Origin of the sequence: Stackebrandtia soli (genome assembly GCF_965137155.1) — a bacterium.
Classification (GTDB): domain Bacteria; phylum Actinomycetota; class Actinomycetes; order Mycobacteriales; family Micromonosporaceae; genus Stackebrandtia; species Stackebrandtia soli.
Genome location: NZ_CBCRZX010000049.1, coordinates 16,690 through 34,556 on the forward strand (window position 1 = coordinate 16,690; position 17,867 = coordinate 34,556).

Below are 17,867 nucleotides of genomic sequence, written 5' to 3' on the forward strand. Positions count from 1 at the left end.
CTCACGGACGTAGGGCTGTCCGACCTGGCCGATCGCTTCCCCGATTCGATGTCCGGTGGACAGCAGCAGCGGGTCGNNNTCGCGCGCGGCGTCCGCGGTGATGATGCGTCCGTCGGCCGCGGTGATCTCGAGCAGTCTGCTGCCTTCGGGGAGGGCGGCCAGGTAGTCGTCTCGGGTGTGGGGAGTCTTGTGCGTCTCCTGGCGCTGCGGGGTCTCGGCGAGCCACGCGGTCGGAATGACGCGGGCCAGGTCGAGCGGTTCCTGCGTGATCGGCAGGTCGTACGACCAGTCGAGCATCGCGTCGGCGACGCCCATGTCCCGTTCCGCCTGCTCCGCCGACGTGGGCCGGAGACTGTCGAACGTCGTGGCGGCGACGCTGATCGCGAGCATCGGCAGTCCGAGCAGCGCCACGACCAGCAGGGACCGGCCCTTGGTGCGGAGGGCATCACGGCGGGCGATCCGCAGGATCAACCGCCAAGAGGCGGGAATCACCGGGGCAGCTCCAGAAGGGAATCGACACCGAGCAGGGGAGTGGAGGCGTCGACGATGGCGCCGTCGCGGAGGAAGACGACGCGATCGGCCCAGCCCGCGTGCCGGGCGTCATGAGTGACGAGCACTCCGGCGGCCCCGGCGTCGCAGCGTTGCCGAAGGAGTTTGACGACGGTCTCGCCCGTGCGTGAGTCGAGCGCGCCGGTCGGTTCGTCCGCGAGGATGAGACGTCGCTCGCCGACGACCGCGCGCGCGATCGCGACCCGCTGCTGCTGTCCACCGGACATCGAATCGGGGAAGCGATCGGCCAGGTCGGACAGCCCTACGTCCGTGAGCGCCTGGGTCGCCGCCGCGCGTGACTTGCGCGGCGGCACGCCGTCGAGTTCGAGCGGCAACGCGACGTTCTCGTGAGCGGTGAGACTGCGGATGAGATTGAAATCCTGGAACACGTAGCCGATGGCGCGCCGCCGTAGCCGGGCGAGCTTGCGGCGCGACAGGGCGGTCAGCGCGGTGTTCTCGACTTCGACGGAACCGGACGAGGGCACGTCGAGACCGCCGGCGATGTTCAGCAGCGTTGACTTGCCCGAACCCGACGGCCCCATGACCGCGACCAGTTCACCCGTGCCGACCGTCAAGTCGACACCGCGAAGAGCGTGGACTCGCGCTTCGCCACGCCCGTGCGTGCGGTGCACCTCTGACAGGCGCAGCACGGTCATCCGTGGTCCACCTCGACGGGCTCGGCGGGGGCGGCTTCGGAGAGATCGTGGGCTTCGGCGGGCCGATCGCGACCGAGCAGGCTCGATTCGCAGTGGTCGAGCCAGCGCATCTCCGCCTCGGCCTTGAAGATCATCGAGTCGAGGATCAGGGTCCACGCCACGTCGTTCTCGCCGGCCTGTGTCTTCAGCCGCGTGCATTCCTGAAGGGACCGAATGGTCGCGGTCTTCTGGGTCTGTACGACGGACGGGACGTCGACTCCCGGGGTCGTCAGTGCCAGCGCGAGTTTGATCGCCAGTTCGTCGCGGGGACGATCCGAGCCCGCGACCGGGGACGCGAACCAGACCGCCAGTGCCGCGCGTCCCGCGTCGGTGATGGCGTAGGGCCTTTGGCCGTGCTGGTTCTCGGGAAGCGCGCGGACGAGGTGATCGCGTTCGAGGCGCGTCAGCGTCGTGTAGACCTGCCCGATGTTGAGCGGCCATGTCGTACCGGTTGATTCCTCAAAGGAGGATCGAAGCTGGTAGCCATAGGCCGGGCCACGTTCCAGCAACGCCAAAAGCCCGTGTTTAACGCTCAAGACCACTCCTTTATAAAGGTGTTACATACCCGGTATCACTCTGTGTAACTCAGAGCATGACCGTGCTCATGGTCAACCGCAAGAGGCGAGCGGCAACACTGGCCGAACGGATGAACCGTTATTCGGATCGTCACCGTGGTCGCGATCCTATGTGTCACCACCTGGCCACGATATGGGCATAGTTCGATGTTTGCCGATCCTTTGATCGACGGTACGACCGTCGTTACGGGCGTCCGGGAAAAGCGGGCACCGAGGGGGATTCGTCGAGGGCGCGGCGCCATGTGGCCGCCAATCGGGCGACAGCGGACAGGCCTTCGACGGCGACTCGTCGTTCGTCCCCGGTCGTCGTCGCCAGTGCCGCGCGCCACACTTGCGCAGCTTTGTCCTCAGTGGTGCTAATCACAACGATGGAACTCGCTTCATCGGTCGGCTCCGTGGGCATCCGGTAGCCGGCCGCCGCCGCGGGTGCGTCTTTGCCGGCGTCGTTCAGCGCGACCAGCACCATGTCGCGAAGATTCCGATGGGCCTGTTCGGCGTCGGCCGCGATTCCGCGCAGCGGCTTCGACAGATGCGGAACCGCCTCGGTGTACATGTACACCGCCTCGAACTCGACGCTCAACGCCGCGATCAGGCCGTCCTCGGTCATGCCTTCTCCTTCATAGAACACCCGCCGTCGCGCCCCCGCGCGACGAGGTAAAGATCAGCCTTTGTGGATCTCTCGCAGGACCGCGACGTGACAGTTCCTGCTCGCCGCGATCTCACCCAGCAGCACCGCGTACTGAGGGGCGGCGCCGACGCACGCGTCGGCCGCGATCTCGGCGGCCTCCTTCTCGGCTTCGATCAGCGCGTCCAGGGACGCGTCCGGAGTCTCGACCGATTCGGGCTCGTCCCGGCCGAGAATCCGACGCAACGCCTCGATGTGAGCGGTGTGGTTGTCGCGCACCATTTCCAGCGTCGCGGTTCCCCCGGAGCCCGCTTCGATCGCCGCGGCATAGCCGGCGTACATGCGCTCCGCCGAGGCGAGAGCCGAATCCAAGGTGTGCGAGGCCACGAACCGCCCACGCGTCGCGGGGACGCACCCCGCGACGGACAACGCCGCCGCCGACATACCCGCCATCAGCACGACACGACGCCCGAAGACTCGACGGTTCACAGACACGCCTACGAGTCTGCCAGGCGTGAGGCGATCGCGGGGCGGCGACCCGGAGTGCGGCGCCGGTGGCGCCCCGCATTCGCACGCTGCCTCGAACCCCCCGTCGGCTACTCTCGCCGCAACGACTACACGCTGAATATTGGGGGTGCGCATGAGTGACGCGGTGCGGAGACGAGTCGAGGCGGTCATCACTCCGGTGATCAACGACGAGGGCTATGACCTGGAAGAACTCAAGGTGTCGCAGGCTGGGCGCCGCACCTTGGTCCGGCTCCTCGTCGATCGAGACGGGGGCACCGATCTCGATGCGATCGCGGCCGTTTCCCGAGCCGTCTCGAAGGCGCTCGACGCCTCCGAAGAGGCCGACGGTCCGTTCGCGACCAGTACCTACACGTTGGAGGTCTCGTCCCCCGGGGTCGACCGCCCGTTGACGCTGCCCCGACACTGGCGCCGCAACATCGGTCGGCTCGTCAGTGTCAAGCGGGACAACGGTACGGTGACCGGGCGAATTTTGTCCGCCGACGACCGGGGTGTCGAATTGCAGTTGTCCGGTGGTCCGTCACGCGTGGGCTACGGTGACCTTGGCCCCGGACGCATCCAGTTGGAGTTCTCCCGGCCGTCCGGCACTGAAGAAAAGGAGGGGTAAGCGGTGCATATCGACCTCGTTGCCCTGAGATCGTTGGAGCGCGAACGCGACATCCCGTTCGCGGCGATCGTCAACGCCATTGAGAGCGCGCTGCTGACCGCTTACCGGCACACGCCTGACGCCAACCCCCACGCGCGCGTCGAGATCGACCGTTCGACGGGGAACGCGAAGGTCCTGGCACGCGAATTCGACACGGAGGGCAACCTCCTGAACGAGTGGGACGACACCCCGGTCGACTTTGGACGTATCGCGGCGATGACCGCGAAACAGGTCATCATGCAGCGACTGCGTGAGGCCACCGACGACGCCAATTTCGGTGAGTACGCCGGGATGGAAGGCGACATCGTCACCGGCGTCGTCCAGGCGCACGAGGGGCGGGCCGAGAAGGGCATCGTCGTTGTCGACCTTGGGAAGATCGAGGCGATGCTGCCGCAGATCGAGCAGGTGCCCGGTGAGGACTACCCGCACGGCAAGCGCCTGCGCGCGGTCGTCATCGGAGTGAACCGGGGCATGCGTGGCCCGCAGATCACCCTGTCCCGTACGCACCCGAACCTCGTCCGCAAGCTCTTCGCGGCGGAGGTCCCGGAGATCGCGGACGGTTCTGTGGAGATCGCGGCGATCGCGCGTGAGGCCGGTCACCGTACGAAGATCGCGGTGCGGGCGACGATCCCGGAGCTCAACGCCAAGGGTGCCTGCATCGGTCCGATGGGTTCGCGGGTTCGCGCCGTCATGAGCGAGCTCGACGGCGAGAAGATCGACATCATCGACTACTCGGACAACCCCGCGACCTTCGTGGGGAACGCCCTGTCACCGTCGAAGGTGGTCCGTACCGAGATCATCGACCCGGACGAGCGGGTGGCGCGCGTCATCGTCCCCGATTTCCAGCTGTCGCTCGCGATCGGCCGGGAAGGGCAGAACGCTCGTTTGGCGGCCCGTCTGACGGGCTGGCGCATCGACATCAAATCGGACACCGCGACCGATTCGGAGCCGGTGTCACAGGAATAACAGGTTCGTTGTCGACGGGGCGGTCCCCCGTCCCGTCGACGGTGCGGAATACCTGGTAAACGCCGACGTTCTCGCCGGTACGGGAGCCTTCGTGGACGGTCGCCGCCAAGCGACCGCACGGTGTGGACACCCGTGTTTCCGAGGTGGGATAGGTCGGCTTCGTCATGTAGAGGTAGTATTTCTGGTGGTCCGTCGCGCAGAAGTCATACGCACGTGTGTGGGTTGTCGTGTCCGCGCGTCGGCCTCCGAGTTGCTGCGTGTCGTCGCGGTGGCTGACACGGTGTCCACGGGGGTGAGATTGGTCCCCGACCCGGTTCGTCGGCGCACTGGTCGCGGCGCACATGTTCACCCCGTTCTGGAGTGCCTGACTCAGGCGCTGCGGAAGCGCGCCTTCGGTCGAGCCCTTCGATTGTCGGAGCGTTACGACGTGACGGAATTGGAGACGTTCGTGGCCGATCACACGATCCGCGTGACTCGGGAAGTCGATGGTGGACACACTGGTGTCCGTCCGCGAAAGCAAGGTAGGTAGACCGGACATGAGCACACGATGAAGTCGTCGCAATGACCAGGCATCAAGTGCATATATGAGGTCGGCGGGGTGAGCCCCGCACGACCTCGGATTGAGGAGTGCAGTGGCAGCCAAGCCCCGCGTACACGAGCTCGCAAAAGAGCTCGGCGTGACGAGCAAAGTCGTGCTCGGCAAACTCAGCGACATGGGCGAGTTTGTGAAATCGGCATCAAGCACGGTGGAGGCGCCGGTGGCGCGCCGGTTGCGGCAGGAGTTCGCCAACGCGGCGTCCGCCGGAACCGAGGAGAAGCCCGCCAAGACCGAGGCGTCGACCGCCTCGGAAGCCAAGCCCGCCGAAGCCAAGAGCCCGGCCGTCAAGCCGGGTCCCCGGCCCAAGGCGCCGGCGAAGCCCGGTGCGGCTCCCAAGCCCGGACCGGCCGGCCGGAAGCCTGCCGCGCCCGCGGCGAAGAAGGCTCCGCCGAAGCGCAAGCCCGGCCCTCCGTTGGCCGAGCCCGCGCCGCCCGCGAGCGCCCACGACATCGAGGTCGCGGCGACTCAGGCGCGCGCCGAGGCGTTGAAGAAGCAGCAGGAAGCCGCGGTCAAGGCCGCCGCTGAGGAGCGGAAGCGTCGCGACACCGGCGAAGACGGTGGTGCGTCGGGCGACACGTCCGAGCGTCGACCGGCTCCGCGTCCGGGGCCCCGCCCCGGGCCGCGTCCCGGCGGCAACAACCCGTTCGGGATCAACCCGTCCGGCAAGGGCACCCGCCCGTCGCCGGGTGGTGCCCCGGCCAAGGGCGCTCGTCCCGGTGGGCCGCGTCCGGCCGCCGGTGGTGACCGTCCGGGTGGGCCGCGTCCGAGCCCGTCGAACATGCCCCCGCGTCCGAGCCCGTCGATGATGCCGGCCTCGCGTCCGGGCGGTGGCCCGGGTGCTGGTCGTGGCGGTGGCGGCGGNGGTNGCNNCCGTGGCGGCGGTGGCCGTCCCGGTGGTGGCGGTCGTAGCCGTGGCGGTAGCGCCGCGGGCGCGTTCGGTCGTCCCGGTGGACGTCCCGCGCGTGGACGGAAGTCGAAGCGTCAGCGCAGGGCGGAGTTCGACAACCTGTCGGCCCCGACCATGGGCTCGGGCGCTCCGCGCGGCCAAGGCCAGGTCATCAAGCTCCCCCGTGGCGCTTCGTTGTCCGACTTCGCCGAGAAGATCAACGCGGTACCCGGTTCGCTCGTCCAGGAGATGTTCAACCTCGGCGAGATGGTGACGGCGACTCAGTCCTGTTCGGATGAGACGCTTCAGCTGCTCGGCGAGCACCTCGACTTCGACGTGCAGATCGTCAGCCCCGAGGAAGAGGACCGCGAGCTTCTCGCCAAGTTCGGCATCGACCTGGAGGACGAGTCGGACCAGGGTGAGCTCATGGCTCGTCCGCCGGTCGTGACCGTCATGGGTCACGTCGACCACGGTAAGACGAAGCTGCTCGACGCGATCCGGCGTACGAACCAGGTGGACAGCGAGGCGGGTGGCATCACCCAGCACATCGGTGCCTACCAGGTGCGGGTCGATCACGACGGCAGCGACCGCGCGATCACGTTCATCGACACCCCGGGTCACGAGGCGTTCACCGCCATGCGTGCTCGCGGTGCGAACGTGACCGACATCGTCGTGCTCGTCGTGGCCGCCGACGACGGCGTGATGCCGCAGACGATCGAGGCGCTCAACCACGCCAAGGCCGCCGACGCTCCCGTCGTGGTCGCGGTCAACAAGATCGACAAGCCCGACGCCAACCCGGCGAAGGTGCGTCAGCAGTTGACCGAGTACGGCCTCGTCGCCGAGGAGTACGGCGGGGACACGATGTTCGTCGACGTCGCCGCGAAGCCGGGCATCGGCATCGACGCGTTGCTGGAGGCGATCCTGCTGACGGCCGACGCGTCGCTGGAGCTCACCGCTCCGGTCGACGGCCACGCACAGGGCGTCGCGATCGAGGCGCACCTCGACAAGGGCCGTGGTCCTGTCACGAGCGTTCTCGTCCAGAAGGGAACGCTGCGGGTCGGCGACTCGATCGTCGCCGGTGGCGCGCATGGTCGCGTCCGGGCGATGCTCGACGAGTTCGGCAAGCGCGTCAAGGAGGCCGGTCCCTCACGTCCGGTCCAGGTGCAGGGTCTGACGTCGGTGCCGGGCGCGGGTGACGCGTTCCTCGCCGCCGATGACGACCGCACCGTCCGGCAGATCGCCGAGCAGCGGCAGGCCAGGCGCCGGGCCGCGATGCAGGCGACGCGCGTCGGTCGTGCCACGCTCGAGACGCTCATGGAGCGCATCGCCGAGGGTGAGCGGGCGACCCTGTCGCTCATCATCAAGGGTGACGGTTCCGGTTCGGTCGAGGCCCTCGAAGAGGCCCTCGTCAAGCTGGACATCCCCGAAGAGGTGCAGCTGCGCATCATCCACCGTGGCGTCGGTGCGATCACCGAGAACGACGTCAACCTGGCGAGCGCCTCGTCGGACTCGACGGCGACGATCATCGGGTTCAACGTTCGCGCGGAAGGCCGAGTCAAGGAGATGGCGGCGCGCGAAAACGTCGACATCCGCTACTACACGGTCATCTACCAGGCGATCGACGAGATCGAGGCGGCCCTCAAGGGCATGCTCAAGCCGGAGTACGAAGAGGTCGAGCTGGGCTCGGCGGAGATCCGCGAGGTCTACCGCTCGTCCAAGTTCGGCAACATCGCCGGTGCCGTGGTTCGCAACGGTGTCATCAAGCGCAACGCCAAGGCGCGCTTGCTGCGTGACGGCGCCGTGGTCGCCGACAGCCTGGAGATCTCCTCGCTGCGGCGCTTCAAGGACGACGCGACCGAGGTCCGCGAGGGCTTCGAGTGCGGTATCACCTTGAAGAACTACAACAACATCGAGGTCGGTGACGTCATCGAGACCTGGGAGATGCGCGAGAAGAAGCGCGACTAGGCAACGAAGTCACAGGACATTCAGGACGGCCCCGCGACCGCGGGNCCGTCCCCCTTTTCATCCCTTGTGGATGCGCGTTGGGGAAGTGGGGCGCCGACGACGCCTCCGGGGGCCTTTGTGATCATCGTCGGGTGCGAGGACTCATGGACGCGGCCGACGCCGCTCGGCTGCGTGCCGCTCTGAACGATGCCGGTATCTCCAAGGACGCCGTGCGGCGACGGTTGGGCGTGGACGCGGCGGTCGCCGCCGACCGGGGCGACTTCCGGGCCGCGCTGGCGGCCGTGTCCGACGACGACGCCCAGGCGGTCCTCATCCGGCTATTCGTGTGCGGTACGACGGAACCCGACTCGATGGTGGCGTCGGCGATCCGGCCGCTGTCGGTGGACGTCGCCGTCGGGTCGGGGCTCCTGGCAAAGGTGGCAAACGGCTATCGCGCCGGGCTGACACTTCAGCTCGTCGACGACGGCGTGCTGCTGTCGGATCTCCCCGCCTCTGCGTCGGGTTCCCTCGGCCACGAGCACGTTCTCGGCGTCGGGGGCGCGGCGTCCACACTGCGCGACGCGATCCTGGACGCCCCCGCCGAATCGGCGCTCGACATCGGGACCGGGTGCGGTGTGCAGGCGCTTCGCCTGTCCGCCACGGCTTCCCGGGTCACCGCGACCGACCTGTCGGACCGAGCCCTGGATTTCGCCGCGACGAACGCCACGCTGAACGGCGTCGAGTGGGAACTGCTCGCGGGCGACATGCTGAAACCGATCGCGGGCCGCCGCTTCGACCGGGTCGTCTCGAATCCGCCGTTCGTCGTGGGCTCCGGCGCCGTCGGCTACGTGTACCGCGACTCCGGGCGCGCGGGCGACGGCGTGTGCGCCGAACTCGCGGCCTCCGCAGGCTCGCTGCTCAACCCCGGCGGCACCGTGCAGTTCCTCGCGAACTGGCTGCACATCGACGGCGAGGACTGGCGGGAACGGATCGCGAGCTGGTTCGCCGGCACCGGGTGCGACGTCTGGGCGATCCAACGCGATGTGAGCGACCCCCTCGACTATGTCCGGGTGTGGCAGCGTGACGCCGCCGACGAGCACGATCCGAGCCGGTTGGCGTCCTGGCTCGACTGGTTCGACGAGCAGCGCGCGACGGGCGTCGGCTTCGGCATCATCACGGCCCGCCGCTCCGACGCGACCGACCCGATGATCGTCTGCGAGGACCTACGTCACCCGGTGGAGCATCCCTATCGTGACCGGATAGGGGAGTGGCTGGCGACGGCCGACCGGCTCGCCGACGTCGACGCGGCGGCGGTGCTCGCGGCTCGTCCTCGACTCGCGGACGGCGTTCGGTTGCGGCAGGACGCCGTCCCCACCGCCGACGGGTGGGCCGTCGACCGTCAACTGGTCACCGCTGAGAACGGGATGCGCCGCACCACCGAGATCGACCCGTTGCTCGTGTCGTTCCTCGCCGGGTGCACCGGTGACGTCGACGTGTTGACACTGGCCAGGCTCCTCGCCGAGGCGCACGACGGCGACGCGGCGCTTCTGGCGGCGTCGCTGGCTCCGGTCGTGCGGGAGCTCACTCGGGACGGTTTCCTGGTGCTGCCGGGCTGACTCGTTCGCACGGCGAAATCTGGCTGGCCGAGCCATGCGCGGTGGGCGTACCCTTTACCGGTGTTTACGGGTACTGCCGTGTTCGATGTTCTTCTCCCCGGTGACTGCCGATCCCTGAAAGAGAAACGGTCCTACGTCCGGCCGATCGTCGCCTCGCTGCGCAAGATCGACGTCTCTGTCGCCGAAGTCGGTGACATGGACCGCCATGGGCGTAGCCAGATCGGTGTCGGGGTGGTCGCATCGGAACACTCGCACGTCCAGGACGTGCTCGACAGTTGTGAACGTTTGGTCTCCCGTCGACCCGAAATAGAATTGCTGTCAGTTCGGCGGCGGGTCTTCGGCCCGGAAGATTGAAAGGTGGGCTGCGATGAGTGATCCAACGAGGGGTGCCCGGCGCATGGCGGGACGTGTCAAGGAGTTGACCGCCCGCGCGATCCGCGCGCACGTGAAGGACCCGCGGTTGGGCATGGTGACCGTCACCGACGCCCGGCTCACCCCCGATTTCCGGGAGGCCACGATCTACTACACGGTCCTCGGCGACGAGGATGAGCGTAAAGCCAGCGCCGCCGCGCTCGACTCGGCGAAGGGTCTGTTGAGGTCCAATGTCGGTAAGGCGCTGGGTTTGCGGCATTCGCCGTCGTTGACGTTCGTGCCCGACCATCTCCACGAGCACGCGACGCACATCGACGAGTTGCTGTCCAAGGCCGCCGACGAGGACGCCAAGGTGCATCAGCTCGCCGCGAAGTCGCGGTACGCCGGAGATGCGAACCCCTATCGATTCGACGAGGACGACGAGGACTGAGTCGTTCTCTCCCCCGAGAGCCGATCCGAGAGGGTCGGCTCTCGCCGTTTCCGGACCAGGTTGTCGGTAAGGTCTCACACCGCTTGTCGTTCATTACCTCGCGTGTGAGACTCGTCGGCGTGACCACACCGTCCACCACGACGCACGGGTCCGTCCCCGAAGCTCTCGGCCCCGAGTCGGAGCCCGTCGACGCCGCGCCCGACGACTCGGCGCGTCCGACCGTCGCCGAGGCGGCCGGTTTCCGCCGCATCACCGCCCTCGCCGTGCCCGCGTTCGTCGTTCTGATCGCCGAACCCCTGTACATCCTCATCGATACCGCCGTCGTGGGGCATCTCGGAGCAGTGCCCTTGGCCGCGTTGGCGATCGGCGGCGGCTTGATGAGTGTGGCGGGTTGGATCGGGGCCGTTCTCGCCTACGGGACGACCGGCCGCGTCGCCCGTCGCTTCGGTTCCGGGGACCGCCGCCTCGCCGTCGCGGAGGGCGTTCAGAGTTCCTATCTCGCGCTCGCCGCGGGCGCCCTGATGATCCTCGTCGTGTCGGTCGCCGCCGGGCCGATCACGCGCGCGCTGGCGGGTGACGGGACCGATGGGGCCGTGATCGCCGCCGCCGCCGAGACCTGGCTGCGTATCGCGGTGTGGGGTGCGCCGTTCCTGCTGTTGGCGGCCTCCGGCCAGGGGTGGATGCGGGGCGTCCAGGAGACCAGGCGGCCCATGCGGATCGTCCTCGCGGCGAGCGCCCTGTCGGCCGTCCTGGCGCCGATCCTCGTGTATCCGTTGGGATTCGGCCTCGCCGGTTCGGCGATCGCGAACGTCGTCGCGCAGATCGTCACCGGGGCATTGTTCATTCGCGCGATCCTCGTCGAACGCGTCCCTCTTCGTCCCCAATGGTCTGTCTTGCGGCGGCAGTTGGGACTGAGCCGGGATCTGGTGATTCGCGGCGGCGCGTTCCAGTTGTGCTTCGTCAGCGCCGCCGCGGTCGCCGCCCGTTTCGGCGCGCCCGTGCTCGCCGCGCACCAGATCGGGCTCCAATTGTGGTTCTTCGCGGCGCTCGCGCTCGACGCGGTCGCGATCGCGGCCCAGGCGCTCGTCGGCGCCGAACTCGGCGCGGGCTCCGTCGACCGCGCCCGCGTGATGGCGCGCCGCATCGGCTGGATCGGCCTCGGCTACGGCATCGTGTTCGCGGTCGTCGTGCTGGGGGCCGCCCCGTTCCTACCGGGCCTGTTCTCACCCGACCCGGCCGTCGCCGCGAGCAGCGCCGCCCTGTGGCCGTGGTTCATCGCCCTCCTGCCTGCGGCCGGAGTGGTGTTCGCGCTCGACGGCGTCCTGATCGGTGCCGGGGACGTCGCCTTCATGCGGAACATGACGATCCTCGCGGCGCTCGCGGGATTCCTACCGCTGATCATCGCCACGGGAGCGCTCGGCCTCGGACTCGGCGGGATCTGGGCGGGCCTGTCCGCCTTCGTGCTGGTCCGGCTGGTCGCGCTGCTGGCACGGCTTCGACACGGCGGCTGGGCCGTCGCGGGCGCCGTTCGCTGACTCCTCCAAGGGCCGCCGGGCCGCGCTCAGACCGTTGAGGAGGCCCGCGTCGACGCCGTGTGGTGCCGCCCTCGGGGGATGATCATCGGCGTCGACGACACCGGGTCCGGGACGACCTCGCAGGACAGGCCGAACACCTCGGTCACGACATCGGCGGTGATGACGTCGATGGGCGCTCCCTGGGCGATGATCTCGCCGTGTTTCATCGCGATGATGTGATCGGCGTAACGGCACGCGAGATTCAGGTCGTGCAGGACGAGCACGATCGTCTTTCCCGAGTCCCGGTTGAGGTCGGTCATCAGATCCAGCAGTTCGACCTGGTGGTTGATGTCCAGATAGGTCGTCGGTTCGTCCAGGAGCAGCAGATCGGTGTCCTGGGCGAGTGCCATCGCCACCCAGACGCGTTGCCGCTGTCCACCCGAGAGGTCCTGGATGCGGCGGTCGACGAGCTCGGTGGTGCCGGTCGCGGCGAGCGCGCCGTCCACGGCCTTGTCATCCTCGAGGCTCCAGTTTCGGAACCAGCCCTGGTGCGGGTATCGGCCGCGTCCCACAAGGTCGCCGACGGTGATCCCGTCGGGCGCGGTGGGGGATTGCGGGAGCAGCCCGAGGACTTTCGCGATGTCGCGGGTTCGCATGGTGGCGAGGGCTTTCCCGTCGAGCGTGACGTGGCCCGATCGGGGTCGCAGCAGGCGAGCCAGGCCGCGCAGGAGCGTGGACTTTCCGCACGCGTTGGCGCCGACGATGACGGTCACGCGTCCGTCGGGGATGGTCACGTCGAGGTCGGAGACGATCGGTTCATCGGTGTACCCGAGGGTGAGCCCTTTGGCGCGCAGCTCGTGCGGTGTGGTTGTCATCCGCCGCGTCCTTCCCGGTTGACGGTGGCGAGAAGCCAGATGAGGTAGGGGGCTCCGACCGCCCCGGTGATGATGCCGGTGGGGAGGTCGGAAGGCAGCAGGTGCACGCTGACGAGGTTCGCCGCGAGCACGATCAGCGCGCCGACGAGGGCGGAGGCGACGAGCAGTCCGGCCGACGCGGGCCCGAGGATCCGACGTGCGATCGGTCCGGCCAGGAGCGCGACGAACGCCAGTGGTCCGGCGGCCGCGGTGGCGACGGCGACGAGGATCAGGGCGAGCGCGATGAGCGCGAACCTCGCCAGTTCGGTACGGGCGCCGAGGCCTCGCGCGGTGTCGTCGCCGAGCGCGAGGGTCCGCAGGTGGCGTTCCAGCACCATCGCGACGGGGATGGCGATCGCGACGGTGGCCATGAGCGCCGTCAGTTGCGTCGGCCCGGCCTGGCCGACGGAGCCCATGAGCCAGGTCATGGCGGCGCGCGCGTCGTTGAGGTCGGCCCGGGCGATGACGTATCCGACGATCGACAGCGTGAACTGGGAGACGCCGATGCCGATGAGGATGAATCGGTATCCGGAGATGCCGTCGCGCCACGCGAGCAGGTACACGATCCCGGAGCTGACGAGCGCGCCGACAAGGGCGGCGACGGAGATGCCCAGCCCGCCGATGTTGCCGAAGATGATCGCGCCGACGGCGGCGAGGCTCGCCCCCGAGGAGATCCCGACGAAGTCGGGCGAGGCCAGCGGGTTGGCGAGCAGTTGCTGGAAGATGATGCCGGAGAGGCCGAGCGCGGCGCCGACGAACAGGGCGGTCGCCGCGGGCGGGAGTCGCAGTTCGTGGATGACGAAGTCGACGCTCGGGTTCTCGACGATGCTGAATGTCGAGAGTAGAACGTCCGTGGCGGAGATGAGGTAGGAGCCGACCATCATCGTCAGGGTGAACAACGCGAGCGTCGCCAGCGCGAGCGTCCCGTTGACGGTGAGGGAGCGGCGTCGGCGCGTGGTGCGATGGGCGCGGGTGGCGAGGCGAGGCGTCGTCAAGGTCATCTCACAGCTCCGTGATGTTGCGGTAGCGCACCAGAAGCACGAACAGGGGGGCGCCGATGACGCCGATGACGACACCGACCTGGAGTTCGCCCGGGGACCCGACGATGCGTCCCGCGATGTCGGCGGCCAGCAGCAGGATCGGCGTCAGGAGGACGCAGTAGGGGAGTATCCAGCGGTAGTCCGGTCCGCAGATCATCCGCGCCAGGTGTGGGACGACGAGACCGAGGAACACGATCGGCCCGCACGCGGCCGTGGCCGCTCCACTGAGGATCGCGACGGCGACGAACATGAGTCCGCGCGATACCGCGACGCGTTGTCCGAGCGACCGCGCGACGTCGTCGCCGAGGGCGAGTCCGTTGAGCGATCGGGCGAGGATCAGGGCGAGTACGGCGCCGACGATGATGAACGGCAGTACCTGGCTCAGGACCGGCGAGTAGCGCCCCGCCAGGGAACCGACCTGCCAGAACCGCAACTCGTTGAGCGCATCCACATTGGTCATCACGACGCCGCTCGTGAAGGCCTGGAGCCCCGCGGTGACGGCGGCCCCGGCGAGCGCGAGTTTGACGGGCGTCGCCCCTTCTCGGCCGAACGACGCCACCCCGTAGACGAGGACCGTCGCGACGGCGGCTCCGGCGAAGGCGAACCACACGTAGACGCTGATCGACTGGACGCCGAGGACCATGATGCCGAAGACGACGAACGCCGCCGCCCCGGCGTTGATGCCCATGATGCCGGGGTCGGCGAGCGGGTTGCGGGTGGCGCCTTGGAGGAGCGCGCCCGCGAGTCCGAGCGCGACGCCGACGGTGACGCCGATGAGCGTGCGAGGCATTCGCATGTCTCGAATGACCTTGTGCGCGGCCGAATCGGGGTCGAACTGGGCGAACGCGTCGATGATCGTCGTCAACGTCATCGAGCGCGACCCGAGCGTGATGCTGACGAACGCCGTCACGGCGAGGAGACCCGCCAGCAGGAGGACGCCGATGGCGAGTCCTCCTGCATGACGGGCGGTCCGGGCGGGCACCGTCGTGGTGGCCATTACGGGTGTCAGTCGCCGATGGTCGGGTCGGCGGCGGCGATCGCGTCGGCCAGCTTCAGCAGCTCCGCCGTGTAGGACGGGTAACTGTGCACCCAGTAGCCGGGCCACGGGATGACCGCGTCGGCTTCGGCGGCCTTGATCGTCGACCAGGTCGGCTGCTTCTTCGCGTCGTCCAGGTTGGACGGGTAGGTGCGGTCGTCGATCAGCAGGACGTCCGGCTGGTACTTGTCGACGTTCTCCCAGCTGAGGCTCTCCCAGTAGGGGAACTCCTCGTCCGGCGATTCCGGGTTGATGACGTCGAGGCCCCACTTCTGGAAGTCGAGCAGTTCGGGCGCGTACTGCGGTACGGCGACGTAGTACAGGTCGGCGGCGGGGCTGACGGCGAGCGCGGTCAGGCCCTCGTTGCCGGCGGCGGCCTCCTTGAACGCGGTCACCGCCGCGTCGAACTCGGCCTTCTCCTCCGCGATCGAGGCGTCCTTCAGGTCGGCGCCGAGGCTTTCGGCGAGGCCGTCGTAGTACTCGAGCAGCGTGACGATGGAGTCGCCTTGCGCGCCACCGATAACGGGCGCGAGCTTGAGGAGTTTCTTGGTCTTGGCGTCGACGCTGTTCTCGAAGCCGCCGTACGCGTCCTCGGCCGGCCAGTAATCGGAGACGATGAGGTCGGGGTTCAGTTCGGCTGCGGCCTCGACGTCGACGACTCCCCATTCGGTGCCGAGGACCTCGATGCCCTCCAGGTCGAACGGCTCGAGGTTGCGGTTGTCCTTCGGGTCTTCGTTTCCGAAGATCCCGACGGGACGGATGCCGTACGTCAACAGCGCGGCGGCGGCGTCGGACTGGGCGATGATGCGTTCCGGCAGGTGGTCGACGGTGATCGTCTCGCCGTCACCTGACTCGTATGACCACGATTCGCCCTCGGCGGATTGGCCTGGGCTGAAGGTCGTGCAGCCGGCGACGGCGAACGCCATGGTGGCGACGAGCGCGCCGACGAACCGGAGGGGTCGCGTGGACATGGATACTTCCTTTGGCGGGGGGTCGGGTGCTCGCGCCGAGCGACGAGCGCGGCTTAGCTTAGGCAAACCTTATTGCAGGTGAGTGCCCGGGGCGACCCCATTGCCGTGTCCGACACAGACCGACCGTCCGCCCGCCCATAATCGTCCATATAGTCCACAAAATGGATCATGGGAATCCGTTGGCGGTGCGGCCATGGCGACGCTGTCGACCCGGGGAGGATCGAGCCGCGTCGCGCCATGGCGGACATCAGGCGGTGACGTCGGCGACCGCCACGCGAGCCGTCGCCGCCGAACGCTCGGCCACCCGGTCCGCGAGCAACGCGCGACGTAGCCACGGCACCAGCGCCGCGAGGATGACGAGGCCGCCGATGCTGCAGATCGCCGCCACGGCACGGGGGCTCAGCAGTTCGAGGGCGAATCCCGCCGCGACGAAACCGATGAGCGATGTCGCCTGAACGCGTCCCATGAGGGTCGCCTGCGCTCGTCCCCGCACCGCGGCGGGCACGCGCCGACCGAACAGGACGCCCAAAGCGGTGTTCTGCGCGCCGTTGAACAACCCACCCGTCGCCATCAGTGGGACGAGCCACCAGGCCGAGCCGTAGACGGTCGCCATGATCCCCACGGCCACCGTGGTGCTGCCGAGCCACGCGAACAACCACACGACGAGGCGCCGGTCGCTGGTGGCCTCGGTGATGATCCGTCCCGCGAACCATGCTCCGACTGCCATTCCCGCCGCCCAGGCGGTTCCGACGATTCCGTACATCACCTCCGACGCTCCGAGCGTCTCTCGGACGAAGAAGACCTCGATGACGTTGACCGCCGACACGACGCCGACGATCGCGGCGAGTCCGATCGTGACGAGCCGGATGATCGGGTCGGTCGCGATGGACCACGGGCGACGGTTCGCCTTCTCATCCCCGGTCGTCTCCTCGCGCTCCCGTCCTCGGCGGGTCTTGATCAACATGCCCGCCACGACCGTCGCCAGGGCGCAGACCGCGTTCATCCACAGTGCTGCGGCCGTGTCGAAGAAGCCGACGAGCAGGCCCGCCAGCGCGGGCCCCGCCATCATCCCGATGATCGCCGCCGACTGGGCGATCGCGCTCGCTCTCGGCAGGTCTTCGCGGGTGACCATCTCGGGAATGAGCGCTCCGAGCGTCGGTTGGAGTATCGCCGTTCCGATCGACAGGGTCACGACGAGCGCGACGACGAGGGTCGGTGCCGTCGTCATCGTGAGCGCCACGCTGACGACGGCCCGGATCAGGCCCGCGATGACGATGAGGACGCGACTGTCGATCCGGTCGGCGAGGCGTCCTGTCAGTGGGGCGAGGACGACCGAGGGCAGCATGACGGCGACCGTCAGGGCGGCGACCGCGATGCCGCCGGCGCCGTTGCTCTGCAACAGCAGCAAGAGCGCGGTCATCGCGCCGGTCATGCCGGTCTGCGCCAACAGCCGCGCTCCCGCGTCGAGATACACATCGGACCAGCGCGACGAAACCATGAAAGACATATTTCGAAAATACATTTTCATATCTTGCTTCGCACTGGCCCGTTCGGTTGACAGCTCGGGTATGCGTCAGTCGGGTTCGGGCGCGTGGCCGTCGTCCACCAAGGGGTGAGCTCGCAGCTGGGCCGCCACTCGACGCGCGTCGGACGGCAGTTCGGGGTCATTGCGACGGTTCCGCGCCAAGTACGGCGCGACGAGCTGTTTGACGTCCTCATTCAGGGTCGCGAGCTCGGACGCGGTGAGCAGCAGCGTCCAGTTGCCGATCGTCGACGCGCGGAACCACTCCTCGGGCTCCTCGTGGGCCTGGGCCAGCCATTGATCGAGCTTCGCGTCGAGTCGGGCGCGAAGTGTGGCGATCATCGCCTGCCCAGCTCGCCAGTCGGCCTCGCTCGCGCCGTGTTCGGGGCCGATCGAGATGCCCCGGCGCCGCACCCGCCAGACGCGTTCCCGCCCGTCACCCC

The 17,867-nt window shown here is 68.4% G+C and carries 17 protein-coding genes and 2 pseudogenes; 9 read left to right on the forward strand and 10 right to left on the reverse strand.

The genetic code is table 11. The features are described 5' to 3' along the window. Nucleotides 1–488: 488 nt before the first annotated feature. From ACM9NP_RS20550 to ACM9NP_RS20565, 4 genes are all read right to left on the reverse strand, one after another. Nucleotides 489–1,205 carry an ABC transporter ATP-binding protein gene (locus tag ACM9NP_RS20550; protein WP_415648390.1) on the reverse strand — a complete coding sequence of 239 codons (717 nt, stop codon included), beginning with the start codon at nucleotides 1,203–1,205 and terminating at the stop codon, nucleotides 489–491. Continuing rightward, complete coding sequence (locus ACM9NP_RS20555; protein ID WP_415648391.1) at nucleotides 1,202–1,780, reverse strand: PadR family transcriptional regulator; 579 nt, start codon at nucleotides 1,778–1,780, stop codon at nucleotides 1,202–1,204. The genes ACM9NP_RS20550 and ACM9NP_RS20555 overlap by 4 nt, the downstream gene beginning before the upstream one ends. 223 nt (nucleotides 1,781–2,003) lie before the next feature. Further along, complete coding sequence (locus ACM9NP_RS20560) at nucleotides 2,004–2,426, reverse strand: ferritin-like domain-containing protein (protein ID WP_415648392.1); 423 nt, start codon at nucleotides 2,424–2,426, stop codon at nucleotides 2,004–2,006. A gap of 54 nt (nucleotides 2,427–2,480) precedes the next feature. Continuing rightward, nucleotides 2,481–2,939 carry a hypothetical protein gene (locus ACM9NP_RS20565; protein ID WP_415648393.1) on the reverse strand — a complete coding sequence of 153 codons (459 nt, stop codon included), beginning with the start codon at nucleotides 2,937–2,939 and terminating at the stop codon, nucleotides 2,481–2,483. Between the two features lie 145 nt (nucleotides 2,940–3,084). On the opposite strand from ACM9NP_RS20565, the gene rimP reads away from it, so the two are divergent. The 9 genes and pseudogenes from rimP to ACM9NP_RS20610 all read left to right on the forward strand — a co-directional run bounded on the left by rimP (nucleotide 3,085) and on the right by ACM9NP_RS20610 (nucleotide 11,962). Next, a complete protein-coding gene (gene rimP, locus ACM9NP_RS20570) occupies nucleotides 3,085–3,576 on the forward strand; it encodes a ribosome maturation factor RimP (protein WP_415648394.1) in 492 nt (163 codons plus the stop codon). Between the two features lie 3 nt (nucleotides 3,577–3,579). Continuing rightward, complete coding sequence (gene nusA, locus ACM9NP_RS20575; RefSeq protein ID WP_415648395.1) at nucleotides 3,580–4,581, forward strand: transcription termination factor NusA; 1,002 nt, start codon at nucleotides 3,580–3,582, stop codon at nucleotides 4,579–4,581. Between the two features lie 184 nt (nucleotides 4,582–4,765). Further along, on the forward strand, nucleotides 4,766–5,110 hold the full coding sequence (locus ACM9NP_RS20580; RefSeq protein WP_415648396.1) for a YlxR family protein: 345 nt from the start codon (nucleotides 4,766–4,768) through the stop codon (nucleotides 5,108–5,110). Nucleotides 5,111–5,213: 103 nt separating this feature from the next. After that, nucleotides 5,214–6,040 (forward strand): translation initiation factor IF-2 N-terminal domain-containing protein (locus ACM9NP_RS20585; RefSeq protein ID WP_415648397.1); only part of this gene is annotated, 827 nt, incomplete at its 3' end. 9 nt (nucleotides 6,041–6,049) lie between these two features. Further along, a pseudogene (gene infB, locus ACM9NP_RS20590) lies at nucleotides 6,050–8,030 on the forward strand (translation initiation factor IF-2); the annotation flags it as partial. A 143-nt stretch (nucleotides 8,031–8,173) separates the two neighbouring features. Then, the gene (locus tag ACM9NP_RS20595) at nucleotides 8,174–9,625 is read left to right on the forward strand and encodes a DUF7782 domain-containing protein (protein ID WP_462933507.1); all 1,452 of its coding nucleotides are present in this window, start codon (nucleotides 8,174–8,176) and stop codon (nucleotides 9,623–9,625) included. Between the two features lie 60 nt (nucleotides 9,626–9,685). After that, nucleotides 9,686–9,979: a DUF503 domain-containing protein gene (locus ACM9NP_RS20600; protein WP_415648398.1), complete on the forward strand. Its 294-nt coding sequence runs from the start codon at nucleotides 9,686–9,688 to the stop codon at nucleotides 9,977–9,979. A gap of 13 nt (nucleotides 9,980–9,992) precedes the next feature. Continuing rightward, a complete protein-coding gene (gene rbfA, locus ACM9NP_RS20605) occupies nucleotides 9,993–10,427 on the forward strand; it encodes a 30S ribosome-binding factor RbfA (protein WP_415648399.1) in 435 nt (144 codons plus the stop codon). 248 nt (nucleotides 10,428–10,675) lie between these two features. Then, nucleotides 10,676–11,962 (forward strand): MATE family efflux transporter, encoded by a 1,287-nt coding sequence (locus ACM9NP_RS20610; protein WP_415648407.1) that lies wholly within the window; start codon nucleotides 10,676–10,678, stop codon nucleotides 11,960–11,962. Between the two features lie 26 nt (nucleotides 11,963–11,988). On the opposite strand, the gene ACM9NP_RS20615 is transcribed toward ACM9NP_RS20610, so the two are convergent. The 6 genes and pseudogenes from ACM9NP_RS20615 to ACM9NP_RS20640 form a co-directional block, all read right to left on the reverse strand. Further along, a complete protein-coding gene (locus tag ACM9NP_RS20615; RefSeq protein ID WP_415648400.1) occupies nucleotides 11,989–12,816 on the reverse strand; it encodes an ABC transporter ATP-binding protein in 828 nt (275 codons plus the stop codon). Then, nucleotides 12,813–13,856 carry a FecCD family ABC transporter permease gene (locus ACM9NP_RS20620; protein WP_415648401.1) on the reverse strand — a complete coding sequence of 348 codons (1,044 nt, stop codon included), beginning with the start codon at nucleotides 13,854–13,856 and terminating at the stop codon, nucleotides 12,813–12,815. The genes ACM9NP_RS20615 and ACM9NP_RS20620 overlap by 4 nt, the downstream gene beginning before the upstream one ends. Nucleotide 13,857: 1 nt before the next feature. Beyond that, a complete protein-coding gene (locus ACM9NP_RS20625; RefSeq protein WP_415648402.1) occupies nucleotides 13,858–14,892 on the reverse strand; it encodes a FecCD family ABC transporter permease in 1,035 nt (344 codons plus the stop codon). Between the two features lie 8 nt (nucleotides 14,893–14,900). Then, nucleotides 14,901–15,902, reverse strand: a complete 1,002-nt coding sequence (locus tag ACM9NP_RS20630; protein WP_415648403.1) for an ABC transporter substrate-binding protein — start codon at nucleotides 15,900–15,902, stop codon at nucleotides 14,901–14,903. Nucleotides 15,903–16,149: 247 nt separating this feature from the next. Continuing rightward, entirely contained in the window at nucleotides 16,150–17,409 is a 1,260-nt protein-coding gene (locus ACM9NP_RS20635; protein WP_415648404.1) for an MFS transporter, read from the reverse strand. Nucleotides 17,410–17,475: 66 nt separating this feature from the next. Continuing rightward, nucleotides 17,476–17,867, reverse strand: a pseudogene (locus tag ACM9NP_RS20640) (hypothetical protein); the annotation flags it as partial.

What these genes read in the sequence shown, in the direction of transcription:
- ACM9NP_RS20550 (WP_415648390.1), bottom strand. Translation starts at nt 1,205, where the DNA reads ATGACCGTGCTGCGCCTGTCAGAGGTGCACCGCACGCACGGGCGTGGC.
- ACM9NP_RS20560 (WP_415648392.1), bottom strand. Translation starts at nt 2,426, where the DNA reads ATGACCGAGGACGGCCTGATCGCGGCGTTGAGCGTCGAGTTCGAGGCG.
- rimP (WP_415648394.1), top strand. Translation starts at nt 3,085, where the DNA reads ATGAGTGACGCGGTGCGGAGACGAGTCGAGGCGGTCATCACTCCGGTG.
- ACM9NP_RS20595 (WP_462933507.1), top strand. Translation starts at nt 8,174, where the DNA reads ATGGACGCGGCCGACGCCGCTCGGCTGCGTGCCGCTCTGAACGATGCC.
- rbfA (WP_415648399.1), top strand. Translation starts at nt 9,993, where the DNA reads ATGAGTGATCCAACGAGGGGTGCCCGGCGCATGGCGGGACGTGTCAAG.
- ACM9NP_RS20615 (WP_415648400.1), bottom strand. Translation starts at nt 12,816, where the DNA reads ATGACAACCACACCGCACGAGCTGCGCGCCAAAGGGCTCACCCTCGGG.
- ACM9NP_RS20620 (WP_415648401.1), bottom strand. Translation starts at nt 13,856, where the DNA reads ATGACCTTGACGACGCCTCGCCTCGCCACCCGCGCCCATCGCACCACG.
- ACM9NP_RS20625 (WP_415648402.1), bottom strand. Translation starts at nt 14,892, where the DNA reads ATGGCCACCACGACGGTGCCCGCCCGGACCGCCCGTCATGCAGGAGGA.
- ACM9NP_RS20630 (WP_415648403.1), bottom strand. Translation starts at nt 15,902, where the DNA reads ATGTCCACGCGACCCCTCCGGTTCGTCGGCGCGCTCGTCGCCACCATG.
- ACM9NP_RS20635 (WP_415648404.1), bottom strand. Translation starts at nt 17,409, where the DNA reads ATGTCTTTCATGGTTTCGTCGCGCTGGTCCGATGTGTATCTCGACGCG.